18 protein-coding genes are annotated in these 20,967 nt (G+C 29.7%); 11 read left to right on the top strand and 7 right to left on the bottom strand.

All coding sequences use genetic code 11. The features are described 5' to 3' along the window. Positions 1 to 28 precede the first annotated feature (28 nt). From Lupro_RS05450 to trpA, 9 genes are all read left to right on the top strand, one after another. Entirely contained in the window at positions 29 to 1,612 is a 1,584-nt protein-coding gene (locus Lupro_RS05450) for an aspartate:alanine exchanger family transporter (RefSeq protein WP_068207021.1), read from the top strand. 197 nt (positions 1,613 to 1,809) lie between these two features. After that, positions 1,810 to 3,201: an anthranilate synthase component I family protein gene (locus Lupro_RS05445; protein WP_068207019.1), complete on the top strand. Its 1,392-nt coding sequence runs from the start codon at positions 1,810 to 1,812 to the stop codon at positions 3,199 to 3,201. 150 nt (positions 3,202 to 3,351) lie between these two features. Next, entirely contained in the window at positions 3,352 to 3,927 is a 576-nt protein-coding gene (locus Lupro_RS05440; RefSeq protein ID WP_068211466.1) for an anthranilate synthase component II, read from the top strand. 181 nt (positions 3,928 to 4,108) lie between these two features. Next, a complete protein-coding gene (trpD, locus tag Lupro_RS05435; protein WP_068207007.1) occupies positions 4,109 to 5,119 on the top strand; it encodes an anthranilate phosphoribosyltransferase in 1,011 nt (336 codons plus the stop codon). Between the two features lie 42 nt (positions 5,120 to 5,161). Next, positions 5,162 to 5,365 (top strand): GIY-YIG nuclease family protein, encoded by a 204-nt coding sequence (locus Lupro_RS05430; protein WP_227807484.1) that lies wholly within the window; start codon positions 5,162 to 5,164, stop codon positions 5,363 to 5,365. A 143-nt stretch (positions 5,366 to 5,508) separates the two neighbouring features. Next, positions 5,509 to 6,294, top strand: a complete 786-nt coding sequence (trpC, locus tag Lupro_RS05425) for an indole-3-glycerol phosphate synthase TrpC (protein WP_068207004.1) — start codon at positions 5,509 to 5,511, stop codon at positions 6,292 to 6,294. Between the two features lie 229 nt (positions 6,295 to 6,523). Further along, positions 6,524 to 7,171, top strand: a complete 648-nt coding sequence (locus tag Lupro_RS05420; RefSeq protein WP_068207001.1) for a phosphoribosylanthranilate isomerase — start codon at positions 6,524 to 6,526, stop codon at positions 7,169 to 7,171. Further along, positions 7,168 to 8,352, top strand: coding sequence for a tryptophan synthase subunit beta (gene trpB, locus Lupro_RS05415; protein WP_068206998.1), 1,185 nt, complete (start codon positions 7,168 to 7,170; stop codon positions 8,350 to 8,352). Before Lupro_RS05420 ends, trpB begins: the two co-directional genes overlap by 4 nt. Beyond that, positions 8,345 to 9,112: a tryptophan synthase subunit alpha gene (gene trpA / locus Lupro_RS05410; protein WP_068206995.1), complete on the top strand. Its 768-nt coding sequence runs from the start codon at positions 8,345 to 8,347 to the stop codon at positions 9,110 to 9,112. The genes trpB and trpA overlap by 8 nt, the downstream gene beginning before the upstream one ends. A gap of 22 nt (positions 9,113 to 9,134) precedes the next feature. Here the strand turns inward: trpA and Lupro_RS05405 are convergent, their stop codons facing one another. The 5 genes from Lupro_RS05405 to Lupro_RS05385 all read right to left on the bottom strand — a co-directional run bounded on the left by Lupro_RS05405 (position 9,135) and on the right by Lupro_RS05385 (position 17,664). After that, positions 9,135 to 9,839 (bottom strand): M15 family metallopeptidase, encoded by a 705-nt coding sequence (locus tag Lupro_RS05405; RefSeq protein ID WP_099092394.1) that lies wholly within the window; start codon positions 9,837 to 9,839, stop codon positions 9,135 to 9,137. Next, entirely contained in the window at positions 9,814 to 11,430 is a 1,617-nt protein-coding gene (locus Lupro_RS05400; protein WP_068206992.1) for an amidohydrolase, read from the bottom strand. The genes Lupro_RS05405 and Lupro_RS05400 overlap by 26 nt, the downstream gene beginning before the upstream one ends. Next, positions 11,427 to 12,830 (bottom strand): M20/M25/M40 family metallo-hydrolase, encoded by a 1,404-nt coding sequence (locus Lupro_RS05395; protein ID WP_068206990.1) that lies wholly within the window; start codon positions 12,828 to 12,830, stop codon positions 11,427 to 11,429. Before Lupro_RS05395 ends, Lupro_RS05400 begins: the two co-directional genes overlap by 4 nt. Positions 12,831 to 12,893: 63 nt before the next feature. Next, positions 12,894 to 14,624: a TonB-dependent receptor gene (locus Lupro_RS05390; RefSeq protein WP_068206988.1), complete on the bottom strand. Its 1,731-nt coding sequence runs from the start codon at positions 14,622 to 14,624 to the stop codon at positions 12,894 to 12,896. 22 nt (positions 14,625 to 14,646) lie between these two features. After that, positions 14,647 to 17,664: a tetratricopeptide repeat protein gene (locus Lupro_RS05385; RefSeq protein ID WP_068206984.1), complete on the bottom strand. Its 3,018-nt coding sequence runs from the start codon at positions 17,662 to 17,664 to the stop codon at positions 14,647 to 14,649. Positions 17,665 to 17,914: 250 nt separating this feature from the next. Here Lupro_RS05385 and Lupro_RS05380 point away from each other — a divergent pair, with 250 nt between their 5' ends. Together Lupro_RS05380 and Lupro_RS05375 are read left to right on the top strand one after the other, a co-directional pair. Then, positions 17,915 to 18,607 carry a cell division ATP-binding protein FtsE gene (locus Lupro_RS05380; RefSeq protein WP_068206982.1) on the top strand — a complete coding sequence of 231 codons (693 nt, stop codon included), beginning with the start codon at positions 17,915 to 17,917 and terminating at the stop codon, positions 18,605 to 18,607. Between the two features lies 1 nt (position 18,608). Further along, positions 18,609 to 19,208, top strand: a complete 600-nt coding sequence (locus Lupro_RS05375; RefSeq protein ID WP_068206980.1) for a glycosyltransferase family 2 protein — start codon at positions 18,609 to 18,611, stop codon at positions 19,206 to 19,208. A gap of 272 nt (positions 19,209 to 19,480) precedes the next feature. On the opposite strand, the gene Lupro_RS05370 is transcribed toward Lupro_RS05375, so the two are convergent. Further along, entirely contained in the window at positions 19,481 to 20,551 is a 1,071-nt protein-coding gene (locus Lupro_RS05370; protein ID WP_068206978.1) for a glycosyltransferase, read from the bottom strand. 12 nt (positions 20,552 to 20,563) lie between these two features. Continuing rightward, the gene (locus tag Lupro_RS05365) at positions 20,564 to 20,797 is read right to left on the bottom strand and encodes a uroporphyrinogen decarboxylase (protein ID WP_068206976.1); all 234 of its coding nucleotides are present in this window, start codon (positions 20,795 to 20,797) and stop codon (positions 20,564 to 20,566) included. Positions 20,798 to 20,967: the final 170 nt, after the last annotated feature.

Here is a 20,967-nt window from a genome sequence, read left to right as displayed (position 1 = left end):
TGCGTAATTTTGTTAAAAATTTATCAAAATGAGTTTGTTTAATAACAGTTATTTCGTGCTATTTTTAATTATTTTAATTGGCTTTATAATAGGTAGAATTAAAATTAAAGGAATTTCTTTAGATGTATCAGCAGTTATATTTGTGGCTTTGTTTTTTGGTCATTATGGAATTGTTGTTCCAAAAGACTTTCAATTTATAGGGCTGGTTTTGTTTATTTTTACTGTTGGTATACAAGCGGGGCCAAGTTTTTTTGAATCATTCAAAAAAAATGGTAGAGATTTGGCTTCTTTAGCAAGCATTCTTGTTATAAGTGCTGGATTTATAACTTTCTTAATTTACTATGTTGGAGGTGTTGATAAAAACTTAAGCATTGGTTTATTAAGTGGAGCTTTAACAAGTACACCTGGTTTAGCAGTTGCTATTGATGTAACAGGCTCATCATTAGCATCTATTGGCTATGGTATTGGCTATCCATTTGGAGTAATAGGAGTTATTATTTTTGTAAGTCTTTTACCCAAATTTATAGGCGTAAAAATAAGTGATGAAGAAACAAAATATAAACAAGAAATAGCTACTGAATACCCTGAAATTATACAACGACATTTTATAGTTGAAAATGAAAATGTAATTGGTAAAAGTTTTGAGGAAATTGATGTTCGTTTTATGACAAAAGCTGTTATTTCTAGAATTTTACATGATAATATAACCCTTGTACCTGAACCACATACCATTTTTAATAAAGGTGATATTATTAAAGCAGTTGGAACTGAAGAAGCTATTGAACGTGTTAAACTTCTAATTGGCCCACAAACAAAAAAAACAATTCCACTAAGTTCAAATTTTGATGTAAGGCTAGTATTAGTTACCAATAAAGAAGTAGTTAAAAAAACATTAGGGCAATTGCATTTATTAAACAAATATCATGCAACTGTTACAAGAATTAGACGTTCAGGAATTAATATTTCTCCCAGTCCTTCTTCAAAACTACAATTTGGTGATAAAATTATGGTAATTTCATCTAAAGAGAATATGAAAAAAGTTGCTGGTATTTTTGGAGATGATGATAGCCAACTTTCCAATACCGACTTTTTCCCTATTTCATTCGGAATTATTTTAGGAATTTTAGTAGGTAAATTAAGTATAAATTTTGGTGACTTTTCATTTAGTTTAGGTTTAACAGGTGGAATTTTATTGTTGGCACTTATTTTGGGAAGAACAGGAAAAACAGGACCAATTATGTGGACAATGACTGGTGCTGCTAATCAAATTTTACGGCAATTTGGATTGCTTTTCTTTTTAGCAGCTGTTGGTACAAGTGCAGGCTCTAGTATTGAAGCTACTTTCCAAAATTATGGTATTGAGTTATTTTTATATGGAGCTTTAATTACCTTAATCCCAATGATTATTACCACTATTTTTGCGAAGTATTTTTTCAAAATGAATTTACTTACATTACTAGGAACATTAACAGGAAGTATGACAAGTACGCCGGGATTAGCAGCTGTTGATAATATGGTTGATACGGATGCTCCTGCAGTAGCTTATGCAACGGTTTATCCAATTGCAATGGTGTTATTAATAATTGTAATTCAGATTTTAAGTATTGTATAAAATTAAAAAACATCAATTTATTTTTGGTCATTAAAAAATCTATCTTACATTTGCAACAATAATGAAGACAAATAATTTAAATATGAATTGGTGGTGGAACTCTCTTAAACAATAAGCGAGCCAAACTATTATATTTATACTAAACTATATAACAAAAGGACTTATCTCGCGATAAGTCCTTTTTTATTTCAACAAAAATGAAGAAAATTAAATTTAAAACAATCACCAAAAAACAATTATCTGATACAATTACACCAGTTGGCATGTATTCTAAAATTAGAGATAAATATGCCAATAGTTTATTGCTAGAAAGTTCTGATTATCATAGTAAAGAAGAAAGTTTTACCTTTATTTGTATTGAACCAATTATTACATTAAAAGCTGATAATAATACGTTTACATACAATTATAAAGATAAAGAACTCGATGCAAAAGAAATAAATCGTGATTTTTATAATATTTTTGAAGAATACCGTAAAACTATAAAAGTAGATTGTGAAGAATCAATAAAATCGTACAATGGTTTTTATGGTTATATATCCTACAACTCAATTCAGTATTTTGAAACCATTCAATTAAATGCCAAAAAAGCACCTTCAGAAATACCAGATTTTCAATTTAGTTTTTTTAAATTCATCATTGCAATTAACCATTTTAACGATGAATTAACACTTATTGAAAATATTGAAGAAGGAGAAATATCAAGAATAGCAGAAATTCAAACATTGATAAATGCACGAACCTATGGCTTGTATAAATTTGAGACAAAAGGAAATGAATCTTCCAATTGTACGGATGTAGATTATAAAAATAATGTAGCAAAGGCAAAGCAACACTGTAAACGAGGCGATGTTTTTCAACTAGTATTATCACGTCAGTTTCAGCAAAAATTTTCAGGAGATGAATTTAATGTGTACAGAGCGTTACGTTCTATAAACCCATCACCTTATTTGTTTTATTTTGATTATGGAAGTTTTAAATTAATGGGCTCATCACCTGAAGCTCAAATTAAAATCAACAAAGAAAAAGCCATTATCAACCCAATTGCAGGAACTTTTAGAAGAACAGGAGATATGGCTAAAGATATTTTATTGGGTGAAAAATTAGCTAAAGACACCAAAGAAAATGCAGAACACGTAATGTTGGTAGATTTAGCGCGTAACGATTTAAGTAAACATGCCAGTAATGTACAGGTTGAGGTTTTTAAAGAAGTTCAGTATTTCAGCCACGTTATTCATTTGGTTTCAACTGTAGAAGGAAAACCAATTGGCAATGCCATTGAAATTGTGGGAGATACGTTTCCGGCAGGCACGTTAAGTGGTGCGCCAAAATACAAAGCAATGGAATTAATTGATACCTACGAAAATCAAACTCGAGGGTTTTACGGCGGTGCAGTAGGCTTTATTGGACTCAATAATTCAGTAAATTTAGCAATTGCCATTCGCTCGTTTGTAAGTAAAAATAACACCTTGTTTTATCAGGCAGGTGCAGGAATTGTTATAAATTCTAGCGAAGAAGGAGAGTTACAAGAAGTAAATAATAAGTTAGCCGCTTTAAAAAAAGCATTACTTATGGCAAAAAATATTTAGGGCGTTACCTTCCTTTTCTCTCGACTTCAATCGAGAGAAAAGGAAGGTCGGGCTTTGCGCACTCGCTTTTTTGTTGAAAAAACAAAAAGAGCTCAAACAAAGCTTCAATCCCTAACGCAAAAAAAGAATAAAAAGATAAAAAGACAAAATATGAAAATAGTAATCATAGATAATTACGATTCATTTACCTATAATCTAGTTCATTTAGTTGAAAATATTACTGGGAAATATCCAACAGTTTATAGAAACAACGAAATAGCTGTTGAGGCTATTAATAAATACGATTTAATTATGTTATCACCGGGTCCAGGAATTCCTGATGAAGCCGGAATTTTAAAAGAAGTTATAAAAACCTATGCAGGTAAAAAACCAATTTTTGGAGTTTGTTTGGGGTTACAAGCAATTACAGAGGTATTTGGTGGTTCGCTAGAAAATTTAGATTCGGTTTTTCACGGTGTAGCAACAACTATGAAAGTAACCAATAAGGATGCTTCAATTTATAAGGGAATTCCCGCTAAATTTGAAGCAGCAAGGTATCATTCGTGGATAGCATCTAAAAAAGATTTTCCGCCAGAATTAGAAATAACAGCAGTAGACGAATTTGATGATATTATGTCTTTACAACATAAAACATATAATATAAGTGCCGTACAATATCATCCTGAGTCAATTTTAACACCTTTAGGAGAACAAATAGTTCGTAATTTTATAGAAGAAAATAAATAAATAACAATTGAAAATTATGAATATGCTTACTGAACTGAGTGGAAGAGTATGTCATATCGAGCGGAGTCGAGATATTTAATAAATAACGAATGTATAGAATTGGCTACTGAGTGGAGTCGAAGTAAAATTATAACAGTTAAGATTTCGACTCCGCTCAATCACCATAACACAAAAAAATATAATGAAAAATATTTTAAACAAATTATTTGAACAACAGCGTTTAACAAAACAAGAAGCTAAAGAAGTGCTTATTCAAATAGCAAATGAAACCTATAATACATCACAAATAGCTTCCTTTTTAACCGTTTTTATGATGCGACCAATCTCTGTAGAGGAGTTAGCCGGTTTTAGAGAGGCATTATTAGAATTGGCAGTAAAAATAGATTTGTCGGAGTTTAACACTATTGATTTATGTGGTACAGGTGGTGATGGCAAAAACACATTCAACATTTCAACGTTAACATCATTTGTGGTTGCAGGCACAGGAAATAAAGTGGCTAAACATGGCAATTACGGAGTGTCTTCAGTAAGTGGATCATCTAATATGTTAGAATATTTAGGGTATAAATTTACCAATGATGAAGCAACATTAAAGCGTCAAATAGAAGATGCGAATATTTGTTTTTTACACGCACCATTATTTCATCCGGCTATGAAAGCTGTTGGTCCGGTTCGTAAAGAATTAGGTTTAAAAACTTTTTTTAATATGTTAGGGCCGTTGGTAAATCCAAGCAATCCACAAAATCAATTGGTAGGTGTTTTTAATCTAGAAGTTGCCAGAATTTACAATTATTTATTGCAAGAAACCTCAAAAAATTACGGAATAGTTTATAGTTTAGATGGTTACGATGAAATTTCATTAACAAGTTCTTTCAAATTATTTACCAAAGAAAACGAACAATTAATAACACCTGAAAATTTAGGATTAAAAAGATTACAGCAATCAGAAATTTTTGGAGGAAACTCTGTAGCAACCTCCGCCAAAATATTTATGTCAATTTTAGACGGAAAAGGAACTGAAGCACAAAATAATGCAGTATTGGCAAATGCCGCATTTGCATTAAAAATAATAGATAAAAATAAATCTTTTGATACAGCTTTTGAAGAAGCAAAAGAATCTTTAGTTAGTTTAAAAGCAAAACAATGTTTAACGAAGTTGATTAAAAATTTTAAAGAGCAGATTCAACTATAAACGTCATGCTGAACTTGTTTCAGCATCACATCTAATGAGAATATGAAATTAAGTTATGTTTACATATTAGTGAATGAATATAGAACAACCTTTTATATTGGTATGACATCAAACTTAAAAGAAAGAATAAACCAGCATAAAAATGGATTAGGTTCAAAGTTTACATCAAAATATAATGTGAAAGATTTAATATATTTCGAAGAATTTACGGATATAAATCAAGCAATTTTAAGAGAAAAAAATTAAAAAATTAGCATCACGACTGGAAAATAAATTTAATTAAGGAAATGAACCCTACTTTAAAAACACTACAATTTGGATGAGACCCTGAAACAAGTTCAGGGTGACGAAAATGAATATAATTTAAGAATTACCAATTAAGTATAAAAATGAACATTTTAGATAAAATAATAGCACATAAAAAGAAAGAAGTAGCACAATTAATGAAAGAGGTTTCGATAGAAAAATTAGTTAAAAGCCCTAATTTTAAGCGCACACCAATTTCATTAAAAAAAGCTTTAACAGTTAAAAGTTCAACAGGAATTATAGCTGAATTTAAAAGACAATCACCCTCAAAAGGAATTATTAATGACAAAGCAACTATAATTGATGTTACTCATGGTTATTTAGAAGCTAAGGTTGCAGCTCAATCTATTTTAACCGATATTCATTTTTTTGGAGGAAGTATTTTAGATGTAATCCAAGCAAGAACGGTGAATGAAACCACTCCAATTTTAAGAAAAGATTTTATTGTTGACGGATTTCAAATTGTAGAAGCTAAAGCCATTGGAGCAGATGCTATTTTGTTAATAGCTGCTTGTTTAACAAAACAAGAATTGAAAAATTATGGAAAATTAGCTGAAGATTTAGGTTTAGAAGTATTGTATGAAGTACACAATATAGAAGAATTAGACAAAATTGAACTCGACCATAAAATAATAGGGATTAATAATAGAAGTTTAAAAACTTTTGAGGTTAATTTAGAGCGCTCAATTGAATTGGCAAATCAAATACCAAAGAGTTGTATTAAAGTTTCTGAAAGCGGACTGAGTGACCCAAGAGTTATTGTTGGCTTAAAAGAATATGGATTTCAAGGTTTTTTAATTGGCGAAAATTTTATGAAAACTGAAAATCCAGGCTATGCTTGTCAAGAATTTATAAGTCAAATTAAGTAAAAGAATGTAAATATGTATGCACTGAATGGTGTATTTGTAAAAAAATGTCATTCCATTTGGTCACTGAGCGGAGTCGAAATGAATAAAAAGAATCTAAAAAAGAATCTAAAAAAGAATGTCATTCCTGTGGAAGGATGAATCCACAATTAGCAATAAATAGATTCCTGCCTTCGCAGGAATGATAAATGAAATTAACTATTAAACAGTTAAACAAAAAACAAAAACAAAAATGAAAATTAAAGTTTGCGGAATGCGAGATGTAGAGAATGTTTCGAGCTTATTAGCTTTGAAACCAGATTTTGTAGGGTTTATCTTCTATCATAAATCTAAGCGTTTTGTTACAGAATTTCCGCAGATTAAATTTCCTTCGGAAACAAAAAAAGTAGGTGTTTTTGTAAATGAAACTATTGAAAAAGTAATTGCTACTGTTGAAAAATATAAATTAGATTTTGTACAGTTGCACGGAAATGAAACTCCTAATTATTGTAATGAAATTCTAAATAGTCATCTTGAGCGCAGTCGAAAGATTGTTTCAGAATCTCATAAATTAAAAATTATCAAAGCATTTTCAGTAGATGAAAACTTTGATTTCAGCATTACAAAAAAGTTTCAAAAATTTTGTGAATATTTTCTGTTTGATACCAAAGGAACAAATTATGGAGGAAATGGTATCAAATTTAATTGGGAAATACTTCAAAACTATAAAGGTAAGGTGCCATTTTTATTAAGTGGAGGTATTTCAAAAGATGATGCTGAGGATATAAAAAAAATAATACATCCTGCTTTTAAAGGTGTCGATATAAATAGTGGTTTTGAAATAGAACCTGCTTTAAAAAATATTAAAAATATTAAAGAATTTAAACATAACTTAATATGAGTTTTTTTGTAGATAAAAATGGCTATTACGGTCAGTTTGGAGGTGCATTTATACCAGAACTATTGTTTCCAAATGTAAAAGAATTAGAAGATAATTATTTAAAAATATTAGCATCAGATTCTTTTAAAAATGAATTTAAAGAGCTGTTAGATAACTACGTTGGGCGGCCAACACCTTTGTATTTTGCGAAACGCTTATCTGAAAAATATGGAGCTACTATTTATTTAAAAAGAGAAGATTTATGCCATACAGGTGCACATAAAATTAATAATACTATCGGACAAATATTGGTTGCAAAATATTTAGGAAAAAAACGAATTATTGCCGAAACAGGTGCTGGTCAACACGGTGTTGCAACAGCAACTGTTTGTGCTTTAATGGATTTAGAATGTATTGTTTTTATGGGAGAAGTTGATATAAAACGACAAGCACCAAATGTAGCCCGAATGAAAATGTTGGGCGCAACAGTTGTGCCTGCAATAAGTGGTAGTAAAACATTGAAAGATGCCACAAATGAAGCCATTAGAGATTGGATTGGGAATCCTGAAGACACCTATTATTTAATAGGTTCTGTTGTTGGTCCACATCCATATCCAGATATGGTGGCTCGTTTGCAATCTATAATTAGTAAAGAAATTAAGGAACAATTATTAGCGCAAACAGGGAATGAAAATCCAGACATGGTAATTGCTTGTGTAGGTGGCGGAAGTAATGCAGCAGGTGCTTTTTACCATTATTTAGACACTAAAAATGTACAGTTAATTGCTGTTGAAGCTGCAGGTTTAGGTGTGCATAGTGGGCAATCGGCAGCAACTTCTCAACTAGGAGAAGTTGGTGTTTTACATGGAAGTAAAACCATATTAATGCAAGATGAATATGGGCAAGTAATAGAACCCTATTCTATTTCAGCAGGATTGGATTATCCTGGAATTGGTCCTTTGCATGCTTTTTTACACGAAAGTGAACGTGCTATATTTATGAATGCAACAGACAAAGAAGCGTTAAATGCTGCGTATGAGTTAACAAAAATTGAAGGAATTATTCCAGCATTAGAATCGGCTCATGCACTAGCTGTTTTGTCCAAAATGAAATTAACAAAAGATCAGGTAATTGTAATTAATTTATCTGGAAGAGGTGATAAAGATTTAGAAACCTATATAACACATTTAAAAGATGAGTAAGTTAACTAGTTTATTTAAAGTGAAACAGCATAATTTATGTTCAGTATTTTTTACTGCAGGTTTTCCAAAATTAAATGATACTGAACAAATTATTAAAAAATTGGAAAGTAATGGTGTAGATTTTATTGAAGTTGGTTTGCCGTACTCAGATCCATTGGCTGATGGACCAACAATACAACATAGTAGTTCTGTAGCATTGAAGAATGGAATGAATTTAGATCTTATTTTTAATCAGTTGGAAGCAATAAAAGAGACTGTTAACACCCCTTTAGTTTTAATGGGTTACTTAAATCAGGTTATAAAATATGGTGAAGCTAAATTTTGTCAAAAATGTAAAGACTGCGGTATAGAAACTGTAATTATTCCTGATTTACCGATGCTTGAATACGAATCTCATTACCAAGCTTTATTTGCAAATTATGGAATTTCAAATGTATTTTTAATAACACCACAAACTTCAGAAGAGCGTATTAGAAAAATTGATAAAATTACCAATGCTTTTATTTATGTAGTAGCATCTTCCTCAATTACAGGTGCTAAAGGAGAAATTTCAGAAAAGCAAATAGCCTATTTTAAGAGAATTAAAAAAATGAATTTAAAAAGTACCTTAATTGTAGGTTTTGGTATTTCAAATAAAGCAACCTTTAATAAGGTATGTGAGTATATGAATGGAGCAATTATAGGTTCGGCCTTTATTCGTTTTTTACAAGAAAAAGGAGTAGCAGAAATCCCTAGTTTTGTAACTAAAATTTTAGCATAATGAGTTAAACTTTAAGGCTTTTTTATTCAACTGAAAAGTTGAAATAGGTATCTGGGTACGGTTCATTCCGCAGTGTAAAGTGCCACCATTCTTTTGGGTAATTTTTAAAATTATACTTTCGCATTAACTCTTGTAAAATTTTCCTGTTTTGTAGTTGTTTTGAGGTTAAATTTTGATTTGAAACCCAAGATTCTTTACCAAAAAAATCATAAGGACTTCCCATATCCAATGCTTTTTTTTCATCAGTAGATAAATCAATAATGGTAATATCAACGGTACTACCTCTGCTGTGTCCAGAACGAGAAGCAATGTATTCTTCTTTAAATAAATTTTTCTTTTTAACGTTTGGATAAAATTCTTCTTTATTTAGAGTGTCATTCAAGTTTTTAGCCCATTTAACAAAATGATTTACTGCTTTTTGTGGGCGGTATGCATCATAAATTTTTAGTCCTAAATGTTGCTTTTTAAGTGCTAACTGAATTTTTTTTAACATATTGGCTGCTTCAACCGTAATTATGGCTTTTGGAACATTATACCCATCTATTGGTTTGCCAATAAAATTATGATTTCCAGCATATCGAATTTCTAATTCTATGGCTGGAATTACGGTTTTTATATCTACAAATCCTTTAGGTAATTGTTGAGCAAAGCCTTTCCCTACTACAAAGAGAAGAATGCATAAAATAGTATGTTTTAATATTTTATTTAACACGTTCACCATTAACATAAGTTTCTTCAACTTTTATAGATGGAATTTTTGAGGTTTCAATTTCCATAATATTTTTATTGAGAATTATAAAATCTGCCATTTTACCAGTTTCAATACTCCCTTTTTCATTCTCTTCAAAATTAGCATAGGCAGCCCAAATAGTCATCCCTTTTAATGTTTCTTCACGTGTTAACGCATTTTCCATTTGGAAACCGTTTTCAGGAAAATTATTTAAATCTTTTCGTGTAACTGCAGCATAAAAAGTTAAAAAAGGACTTACTTTTTCTACAGGAAAATCTGTTCCCAATGCAACTTTTCCATAATGTTTTAATAATTCTTTATAAGCGTAAGCTCCTTTCATACGCTCAGCACCAATTCTGTCTTTTGCCCAATACATATCAGATGTGGCATGTGTTGGTTGAATTGAAGGTAAAATATTATCAAAATAATTAAAATCGTTCATATCAATAATTTGAGCGTGTTCAATTCTCCATCGCCTATCTTTTTTACCTTTTAAAATTTCGTTATACGTTTTTAACATCACATAGTTTGCTGAATCTCCTATGGCATGTGTATTCATTTGATAATCTGATTTTACAATTCTCTTAGCAATATTTTGTAATTCGCCTATAGGTGTTACAAGAGCTCCAAAATGATTGTGTTTATCTGAATACGATTTTTTCATGGCTGCTCCACGAGAACCTAAAGCACCATCTGCATATACTTTTATAGATCGCACATTCAATCTGTCAGTTTTTATAATCCCTTTTGGTAAATAATAATCTAAATTTTTAGGGCTGTTAGAAATCATAGCATAAATACGAATTTTTAGTTCGTTGGCTTGTTGTAAACTATCAATTAAGTCAACAGTTTTTTTTGATAATCCGGCATCGTCAACAGTTGTTAAACCATAAAAAAAACAAATTTCTTCCGCATCTTTTAATGCTTGAATTTGTTCTTTTCTTGAAGGGTTTGGTATTGTTTTATCAATTAAATTCATAGGGTTATCAATAAATATACCCGTAAGTTTACCGTTTTTTTGTAGTATTTCTCCACCCGAAAAAGGAGTGTTAATGGTAACTTTTGCCAAATCTATTGCTGCTTGGTTTGCTAGTAGTGCATGGCCATCAATTCTACGAATTGCAATTGGTGTATTTGGAAATAACTGATCTAATTTATCTTTTGTTGGGAATTTTTTAATTTCCCAATCATTTTGATCCCAACCATGTCCGGTAATGTAGGCTGCTTTTTTTTCTTTTTGAAAATCAACAATACGCTGTACAACATCATTAAAACTAGTTGTGCCAGTTAAATCTACCTTTTGTTGTTGCAAACCTAATCCAAAAAAGTGGCAATGGGCATCTATAAAGCCAGGAACTATTGTTTTACCTTTTACATCGTTGATAAATGTTGAAGCATATTTTGATTCAATTTCAAGAGTGGTACCTACATCAATAATTTTACCATTTTTAATGGCAAAAGCTTGAGCTTTATCAAAGTTTTTATTTACAGTATAAACGTTGGCATTTATAACAATGGTGTCAACTTGTTCTTTTTTTGAACACGAAATGGTCATGGTAATTAAAAATACTACAATTATTTTTTTCATTTTAAATAGGTATCTAATAAATAAATAAGTGAAGCCATTGATGCTGCTCCTAGTTCTAATTCCCTTTTATTAACTTTGTCAAAAGTATCAATAGCGGTATGATGATAATCAAAATACCGTTGTGAATCTGGTTTGTAACCAAATAAAGAGATTGTTTCAGATTTTAAAGGGCTAATATCAGCACCTCCATGTCCTTTTTTAATATCGTGCAATCCATACGGAGCAAGTAATGATTTCCAACTCATAAATAGGTTGTAATTTTTTTCGGAAGCATCAAATGAAAAGCCTCTTGGTGTAAATCCACCCGAATCTGATTCTAAAGCTGCAATGTGATTTTCATTATTCTTTTTGGCTTCTTCGGCATATTTTTTACCACCTCTTAAACCATTTTCTTCATTCATAAATAAAACTACTCTAATAGTATGTTTAGGTTGTATATTATTTAATTTAAGTAAACGTAGCACTTCAATAGACTGCACAATACCTGCACCATCGTCATGAGCTCCTTCACCCAAATCCCAAGAATCTAAATGCCCGCCAATTGTTATATATTTATTGGGATAATCGCTTCCAACAATTTCACCAATAACGTTATAAGAAGGGGCATCTGGTAATGTTTTACAACCTTGTTTGAAGTAAAACCTTAAGGTTGGATTTTCTTTTAATTTTTTACTCAATAGGTCTGCAGCTTTAGTACTAATTGCTGCTGTTGGCACCTTTTCGGTATCAGGTAAATCTCCATAGCCCATACTTCCAGTATGTGGAATATCATCAATACTTGAAGTCATAGAGCGAACAATAACACCTAAAACTCCATATTTTCCAGAAACTTTTGCTCCATTAACACGTTGATCTACACAGCCACCATAAGCTCTAAAAGTTTCAATTAAAGTAGCATCAAAAGGGCGATTAAAAAAAACAATTTTCCCTTTTAACTTTTCGCCTAACTTTTCGGCTTCTTCCAAGCTGTTAACTTCAATAACTTCGCCTAAAACACCCTCTTTAGGAGTTGCAATAGAACCTCCTAAAGCACAAATTGGCACATTAAATTTAACATTATTACTTGTAAAATAGGCTTCTTCTTTTTCTCCACGAACCCAATGAGGAACCATAACAGGTTGTAGCCAAACGTTATCAAAATTTAAGTTTTTCATTAACTTTTCTCCCCATTCAACAGCTTGTTGAGCTTCTGGAGAACCAGATAAACGCCCTCCAATATTGGATGTTAAATCTCGTAACCATTCATAACTTTCTCCGTTGGTTAAAGAGGTGTTAAATAATTGTTTAATGGTAATTGAATCTTGTTTGTTAACTACTTGTTGAGATTGTTTATTAGGTTTAGTTTTAGAACAAGAAATTAAAGCAATAAATATACTTATTGCAATAAAAATATTTTTCATTTTGTAGTAGTTTTTATAGTTTGTTAAAACTACATAAAAAAGTTTTAATAAAATGAACTTCTATTACAAATCAAATTTGTACGTAATTCCAGCCAATATTTGTAATGATTGAACTTGGTAGTTTACAAATGTATAATATTTTTCTCCTAGTGCATTGTTAATTTTCGCAAAAGCGGTTAATCTGTTTGAGAAAATATAACCTCCATTTAAATTTAAATCCATGTAAGATTGATTTTGAATAACAGTGCCATTTTCAGGCAAAACCCCATAAGGAATTACAAATCCATACGTTTCACCACGGTAAAATAATTTAGCTCCGGCAAACCAGTTTTTATTTTGATAATTAGCCGAAATAGTTGCTTTTATAGTTGGTAAATTCCAAGCTTGAAACTGAGTGTTAGTTGTAAAGTTAGAGTAGGTTAGTGTAGCACTAAAATCAAATTCATCAGAAGCATCTATAGTAATTTCGCTGAAAACAGATAACGTTTTTACATCATCATAAATAACATTAAATGAATTTCCAGCTTCATAAGATTTTTCAACAGAAATTATTCCATCAGTTTTAGTCTGATTTTGAATAAACAAGGGTTTATTTTTTTCAGAAGTATGACTTACATTAAAATTATAACCAATATTGGTAGCTAGTTTTCCTTTAGCACCAGCAAATGCTTTGTATTGTTTATCTGTTTGTTGTACGTTTAAAGTTGGAGAAATAAAAGCGTTTTCATCAGCAAAATATTTATAAGTATTTTGAGTTAAATCTCCGGTAACACCTGCAACTATAATTAAAACTTCATCAATCATTTTATAAGAAGCTGTTACGTTCGGGTAGGCGTAAAAATCACTTGTTTTATGCTCTAAGTCGTTTGTATAGTAAAGTTTAGCGCCTAAATTCACAGTTAAATTATCGCGTAATACTTCAAGGTTAGGACTAAAGCCTAAATTTAAGAAGCTATGGTTTAAATCACTTGATGTTAGGTAGTTTTGCTTAAACTTACCTGCTACAAAATCAATTAAAAATTCACTATTTATTAATTCTGTTGAAATAGGAAATTCAAATGTTGGCTTGGCTAAAAGTCGAAATTCATTGCTGTTAAAATTATCTGAGAAATTGTATATTTCAACTGTTGCTCCTTTAAAAAAGGAATCTTCAAAATTAATTTTCCCTCCCACATAAAAATTCTTATATATTTGTTCTTCATCTAAAGAATTTATAAACGTTTCATCAAATGTACTATCTTTTGATAAGCCGTAATAATTGTATTGGTCGCGTTGAACGCCTGCATTTAATTGCCAGTTATAATCCCGTTCAAATTGTTTGTAGTACATATCAATTCGGGTATTAGAAAAATTATTATTTAGCAGTATATCTTTAATACCTCCTTCTGATGAAAAATGGTTTATAAAGATACCAAAATCATTATATCTAATATCTCCTGAGTGTAGATATGCTTCAAATAATGGGCTTGTAAAGTTACCAAAGCCACCTGAAATATAATTTTCAAAAAGGCGCTCTTTAGGTTCTCTAACAACACCTTTTGCTTTGCCTTTTGAAGGGGTAAAGGTAGACGCAACCGGAATTGAAAATATACGGTAATTTACAGTTTCCTTTTGAATTTTATTTGTTGTTTCAATAATTGGATTAGATTTAATTTTGAACGCATCTGATATTTTTGGGGTATATGGTTTTACAACAATTATTTCTTCCGTTTTCAAGGTGTCTTTTTTAGTTTCTTGTGAAAAAGAAAAACCAGCGATTAATAGTGTAAATGAGGTTATAAGAAGCTTACGCATGTTTATTGGTTTATTTTTATTATTAATTTTTTACAGACTCGTTAGTTTTGGCTAGTTCGGTTTTTATACGGCTAAGATCTTTTGTTGCTTCTTCAACAACATCCTTAAACTCTGTGAAGTTTTTTAATACACTTTCTAATATATATGTTGCCTGATAAGCATCTTTTAGCTCGTAATAATTATTGGCCATTATTATCAAACCTTTTGCAGCCCAATATTTGTAAGCAGCATAATCTGCAGCAATTTTTTGAATAATTTTATTTGAAACACGATAGCTACCATCACTGTTTTCAAAGTAGGCATCATAATACAAAGCTTCAGCCTTTAATTTTCCTTCTGCAATTTCTTCAACTTTTTTATAAGCATCTCGAGCTTTATTTTTATTGTTGGTTTTTATGGCTGAACGTGCAATTATAATGTAAGCATCAGACTTAATGCGATTTTCTATTTTAGAATTTTTTAATACCAACTCTGCATAATCTACTGCTTTGGAATAGTTTTTACTTTCGTAATAACCTTTCATTAAGTTAGATTGTGCAAAAGTGATGTTTTGAGATGAATTGGCTTCATTCTCCAATCGTTCTAAAATTGGGATTGCTTTGTTCCAATTATTATTTTCTAGATAAATTTGAGATAAACTTGAAAGTGCATTTTCAGTAAATTCATTTCTTTCTTGGTTTATAACGTAACTGTAATAGGAAATGGCTTCTGTATGTTTATTTGCTGAAAATAATGATTGTGCCAAATAAAAATTAGCTTGTAAAGAGTGCAAACCTTTTGGGAAATTTTCTAAATATTTTTTAAAACTTAGTATTGATTTTTTATGATTGTTTTGAAGGTATTGTTTTTCTGCAGATTCGTACGTGTCGTTGTCTAATTCAGCATTTGAAACATTCACAAAATCTAAAGTTTTAACCCAAGTAGCATATTCATCAACCTTGCCTAAATCTACATAAATTTGACGCGCATTTTTAACAGCTTGTTTGGCTTCATCTGAATTTGGAAAACGTTTAACAATACTTTTATAACTTGCTAACGCTTCCTCATTTTGGTTCGTGTTGTAAAATATCAATCCTTTTTTTAACAATGCTTTTGAAACCAAAGGACTTCTTTTAAAGTTGATAATTATTTCATCAAAATTTTCTAAAGCAAGTTTGCTTTTATTCTTTTTAACGTAAGAATTTCCTAAAACAAATAGCGCATCATCTCTATAAGTAGATTTTAAATACGTATTTAAGAAGGCGTTTAGGGTTGTTATTTTAGCGTTTTCATTACCCGTTAGCCCGTAGCTAATTGCTTTTTGAAATTGAGCATAATCACTATCAACACCATTCAATTTAATAGCTTTATTGTAATAAATAATAGCATTTGAATAATTGCTACTAGCAAAATAGCTATCACCAATTCTTAAATAACTATCATTAAGTTTTATAGTATCATCTATATTTTGTTTTGTATACTTTTTAAATGCAGCTATGGCATTGCTATATTTTTTTTGTTTGAAATAGACATACCCTAAATTGTAATTTATAGTTTTAAATTCTAGGGTTTTTGGAGCTTCATTAGTTGAGTAAAACTTTTTAAAATCAGCCAATGCATCTGTAAAATTATGTAATCTATAATTAGATTCTCCTTTCCAGAAAGTTGCTCTAGCTGTAAATATTGGATCTAAAGGTATGGTAAGTGAGCTTTTAAAATTTTCTATCGCCAAATCGTAATTACCTTCAATAAAAAGTTCTGTCCCCCTATAAAATGCCACTTTTTGGAATAAAGTTCTCTCTTTTGTGCTTTTCTTATTTTCTAAATATTCTAAGGCACCTTCGTAATCTTTAGAGGTAATATAAGCACTTATAATAAGCTCATTAATTTCATTTTTATGTGCAGAATTTGGGTACAATTCAATATATTCTTGTAATATTTCTGGTACGCTTTTGTATGGATTTCCTATTTCGTAACTTAATTTTGCATAATTTAACCAAGCATCTTTTTGAATGGTTGGTTTGTATTTCATATGAGCAGCATTTCTAAAAGCATTTAAAGCTTCTTGCTTTTTATCTAATTTTAAGTAGCATTCAGCTAAATGATAATAAGCATTTTGTGTTACAGCATTTTTTCCTCCAATAATTTTGTTGAAATATGTTATAGCATTTTCAAAATCGTTTAGTTTGTAATAAGCGTATCCTAAAAAATAATAATCGGTATTATTCCATTTACCACGTTTTCCTTTGTAATTTTTTAAATAAGAAATAGCTTCCTTGTATTTTTGTAGGTTAAAATAACTCTCCCCAATAATTTTTGAAATTTCAGAATGTTCTATTCGTTTAGCTTTTTGAAGAAGAGGTAACCCATATTCAATGGCTTTTTCAAACTTTCCTAATTTAAAATTCATGTCTGCTAAATAGTAGGAAACTTTTGTTTTAAAAGTTTTATCATTAGCAACTTCACCTAAATAAGTACCTGCAGTATCATAATCATCTTGTTTGTATGCAATATATCCATAATAATATTTGGCTTGTGCACCATATTTTTGTGAATCTAATAATGATAAAAAGTACTCTTTGGATTTGCTATATGCTTTATTAGCAAATAAAGAATAGGCATATTTAAAGTTAAAATCTTCTTCTTTTCTCAAGGTTAAATTTGTGGTATTTACTCTCGAAAACCATTTTGCAGCATAAGAATATTTGCCAATTTTGAAATAATAATTTGCGACGTCTATAAAAGCACTATTGCGTTTTGTACTTGTAGGGTATTTATCTACATATTGTTGCATTAAATCGTCTGCATCTGGTTGCTCTAAACGAATTGCACAATTGGCAGCGTAATATTCACAGTTAGCTTTTAACTCTGATGAATTATCGAATTGAGATTTAATTTGATTGAATATTTTTTGAGCAGCTAAGAAAGCTTTATTTTGGTACAATTCAATTGCGTGGTTATATTCTGAAAGTGAGTTGGTATAAATTGCTGTTTTTTGGGCAGCTATTGAGATAGTAATAAAGAACACAAGAAAAGAGAGAACAATTTTTTTATATGTCATTTTAATTAAAATTGAAAGTTTATAAACTATATTCTAATAACGTAGTTTTTTGGTGAAATTGCATTTGATAAAAAATATTTTTATTAAAAAGTTATAACAATAACTATTTCTGTTTTTCTAATCTAACTATGAATAAATAGGTTAAGAGTTAAGCTAAACGTATAAGGTAATAAAGTATTTTATTATTAATTGGAAAGATGTTGATACTTAACATTTAAATAATTAGATTTGTTAAAAATCTATTTTTTTTATGGCTGAGGTAATACTATCATTGCAAAATGCACAAATTTTCCAAAGAGAAAATTTAGTTTTATCAGATGTTAATTTAAGTATTAACAGAGGTGAATTTGTGTATTTAATAGGTAAAACAGGGAGTGGTAAAAGTAGTTTAATGAAAACATTATATGGAGATTTACCTCTTGAAAATGGAAAAGGTAGCATTGTAGGCTTCAATCTTAATAATTTGAAAGAAAAAGAAATACCCTTTTTACGTCGTAAAATTGGAATTGTATTCCAAGATTTTAAATTATTGAATGATAGAAGCGTATTTGATAACTTGTTATTTGTTTTAAGAGCAACAGGTTGGAAAGATAAAACTAAAATAAAAGATAAAATTAATGAAGTATTAGCTAAGGTAGGAATGGAGACTAAGGATTTTAAAATGCCATTTCAATTATCGGGAGGTGAACAGCAACGTGTAGCAATTGCAAGAGCATTGCTAAATAACCCAGATTTAATTTTGGCTGATGAACCTTCAGGAAATCTAGACCCTGCGACTTCTGTTGATGTTATGAATGTTTTAAAAGAAATTCACGATAGTGGAAAAACCATACTAATGGCTACCCATGATTATGCGCTTATTTTAAAGTTCCCGTACAGAACTATTAAATGTGAAGGTGGAGAACTGTTTGAAGTAGTGCAGCAAAAAAGCACTATAAATTAACATGCTTTCTATTTTAATTCCTGTTTATAATTATGAGGTGCAACTTTTGGTTGAAAACCTACTTAATCAATTAAAAACTATTGACTGTTGTTGGGAAATTATACTCTCTGATGATGCTTCAAATAAATATTATATAAAACGAAACTCTGAATTTATTAGCAAATTAAATAACTCACAAATAAAACTGATTCAGCAAGAAATTAATATTGGAAATGCGGCAAATAGAAATTTTTTAATTGCACGAGCTTCTTACAATTGGTTGTTGTTTTTAGATGCAGATGTACTGCCAGTAGCTTTCAATTTTCTTTCAATTTATAAGAAACAAATGGAGTTTACTACTAAAGAAATTATTACAGGAAATATTGTGTATGATGAAACAAAACCTCAACCACACTTATTGAGGTGGATATACGGAAAGGAAAAAGAAGAAATTAATTTTGAAAAAAGAAAAAATAAGCCAATATTACACGCTAGAGGGGCTAATTTTGCTATAAAAAAAATAGTAGCTAAAAAGAGAAATTTCCCAATTTTAAAAGAGAAATATGGTTTTGTTGATACTCGTTTTTTCTTCAATTTACTAAAAATCAGATTTGTGTTATAAATAATCCAGTATATCATTTAGGGATAGAGGAGAATAAGGTTTTTTTAGAAAAAACAAAAAAAGCCATTGAAAATGCGTTGTTTTTACTGAATACAAATGATAAATTAGTAAAGCAAATAGTACTTATTTCTAGTTATAGAAAAATTAGAATTTTTAAAAGAATTTTAGCTAAAATATATTCGAAGTATCATATGTATTTTGAAAAAAAAATAGTATTAGGAAAACCTTCGATATTTATTTTTCAAACCTATAAATTACTGTATGTCAGTTATCTAGATGTTTTTAAAAATGCTTGATATTATTGGTTCTTGATTTTTCCAAATTAATTCTTTGGCGGCTTTTTCTAATGGGATTTGATAAAAATATTTTCCATTTTTAAGAACTTTATTAATGGTTTTAGCTATTTCATTTGGAGAATGATTTTTAATAATTTCACCAATCTTGTAGTTTTTAACTACTTGTTTAATCTCAGGTAAATAAGTTGCCACTACAGGCGTTTTAGCTTGGATGTAATCAAATAATTTGTTTGGAAGAGAATACCTATAACTTAAACCTAAATCTTCTTCTAAACTAATACCTAATGTTGCCTTTTGGGTAATAGTAAATAAATATTCAGGTTGAATATTCCCTATTAATTTTACTTTATTTTCAACTTTAAATTCAATTATTTTTTTTTGAATTTCGGATTTAAAGGGACCATCTCCTGCAATTTTTAGAGGGATATCAATTTTTTGCATAGCCTCTATCAATGCCAGTAAACCTCTACCTTTATTTAGTGCTCCTTGGTAAAGAATATAGTTATTTTTTGATTCTGTAAAAGGATTATTTTTTGATGTTGGTAAATTTTTTATAACCAAAGGTTTAACGTTGTAATTTTTTTTAAACCAATTGGCTATTGAGTTCGAAACTGTTATGAAGTTTTTTTGTTTAGGGACCAACCATTTTTCTAGTATTTTCCATACTTTTTGTGGATATCTACCCTGTATGGATGGTAATTCAGAAAACAGTTCATGACTGTCAAAAACTAGCTGAACCTTTTTTAGTTTCGATACTAAATAATTTGGCAACAAAGTATCTAAATCATTAGCCAACAAAATTCCCTTTTTGAGAAATAGTAATTTTAAAAACAAGCGCACGTTGTATTCAGCATAAAATAAAAACCCTTTATTGAATACAAGTTTCATTCGAGTTGTTTTATAGTCTCTAAAAATCTCTTTACTATTCTTTAACTTTCTTCCAATTAATGTAATATCAAAATTCATTTGAGAAAGAGTAGTACACATTTTATGAACTCGTTGATCTGTTACCAAATCATTTGTTACTGAAACTATAACTCTTTTCATAAGATATTTGTATTAAGTAGTGGAACTGTTTTTGGAAAGATAATAAATATTAGCAAATAGAATAAATTGATTTGTTATAATAATAGGCCAAGAAAAGGTTAACATTATACCATAAACAACAAACAAAGCTGCACCAATAGAATTGATAATTCTCAATTTTTTTACATTTTTCATCATAAATGAAATAATGAGTATTAAAGAAGCCAAATATCCAACCCAATCTGTAAGTGAAATGCCAAAAATCATATTTTTATTTTTTAAATAAGGAGGGCAAAGGTACTCATAAAAACAATACAAAAGGTCTATAAAAAAGAAACCTCACTCATAAATGAGTGAGGAAAATTGCTATGAAAAAGATGGCAAGCTATGAAACTTACCATTGCAAATATACAAAAAAAAATAATTTAAAATGCTAT

This window comes from Lutibacter profundi, assembly GCF_001543325.1.
Classification (GTDB): Bacteria; Bacteroidota; Bacteroidia; order Flavobacteriales; family Flavobacteriaceae; genus Lutibacter; species Lutibacter profundi.
This window is presented reverse-complemented; position numbering and strand designations above follow the sequence as displayed.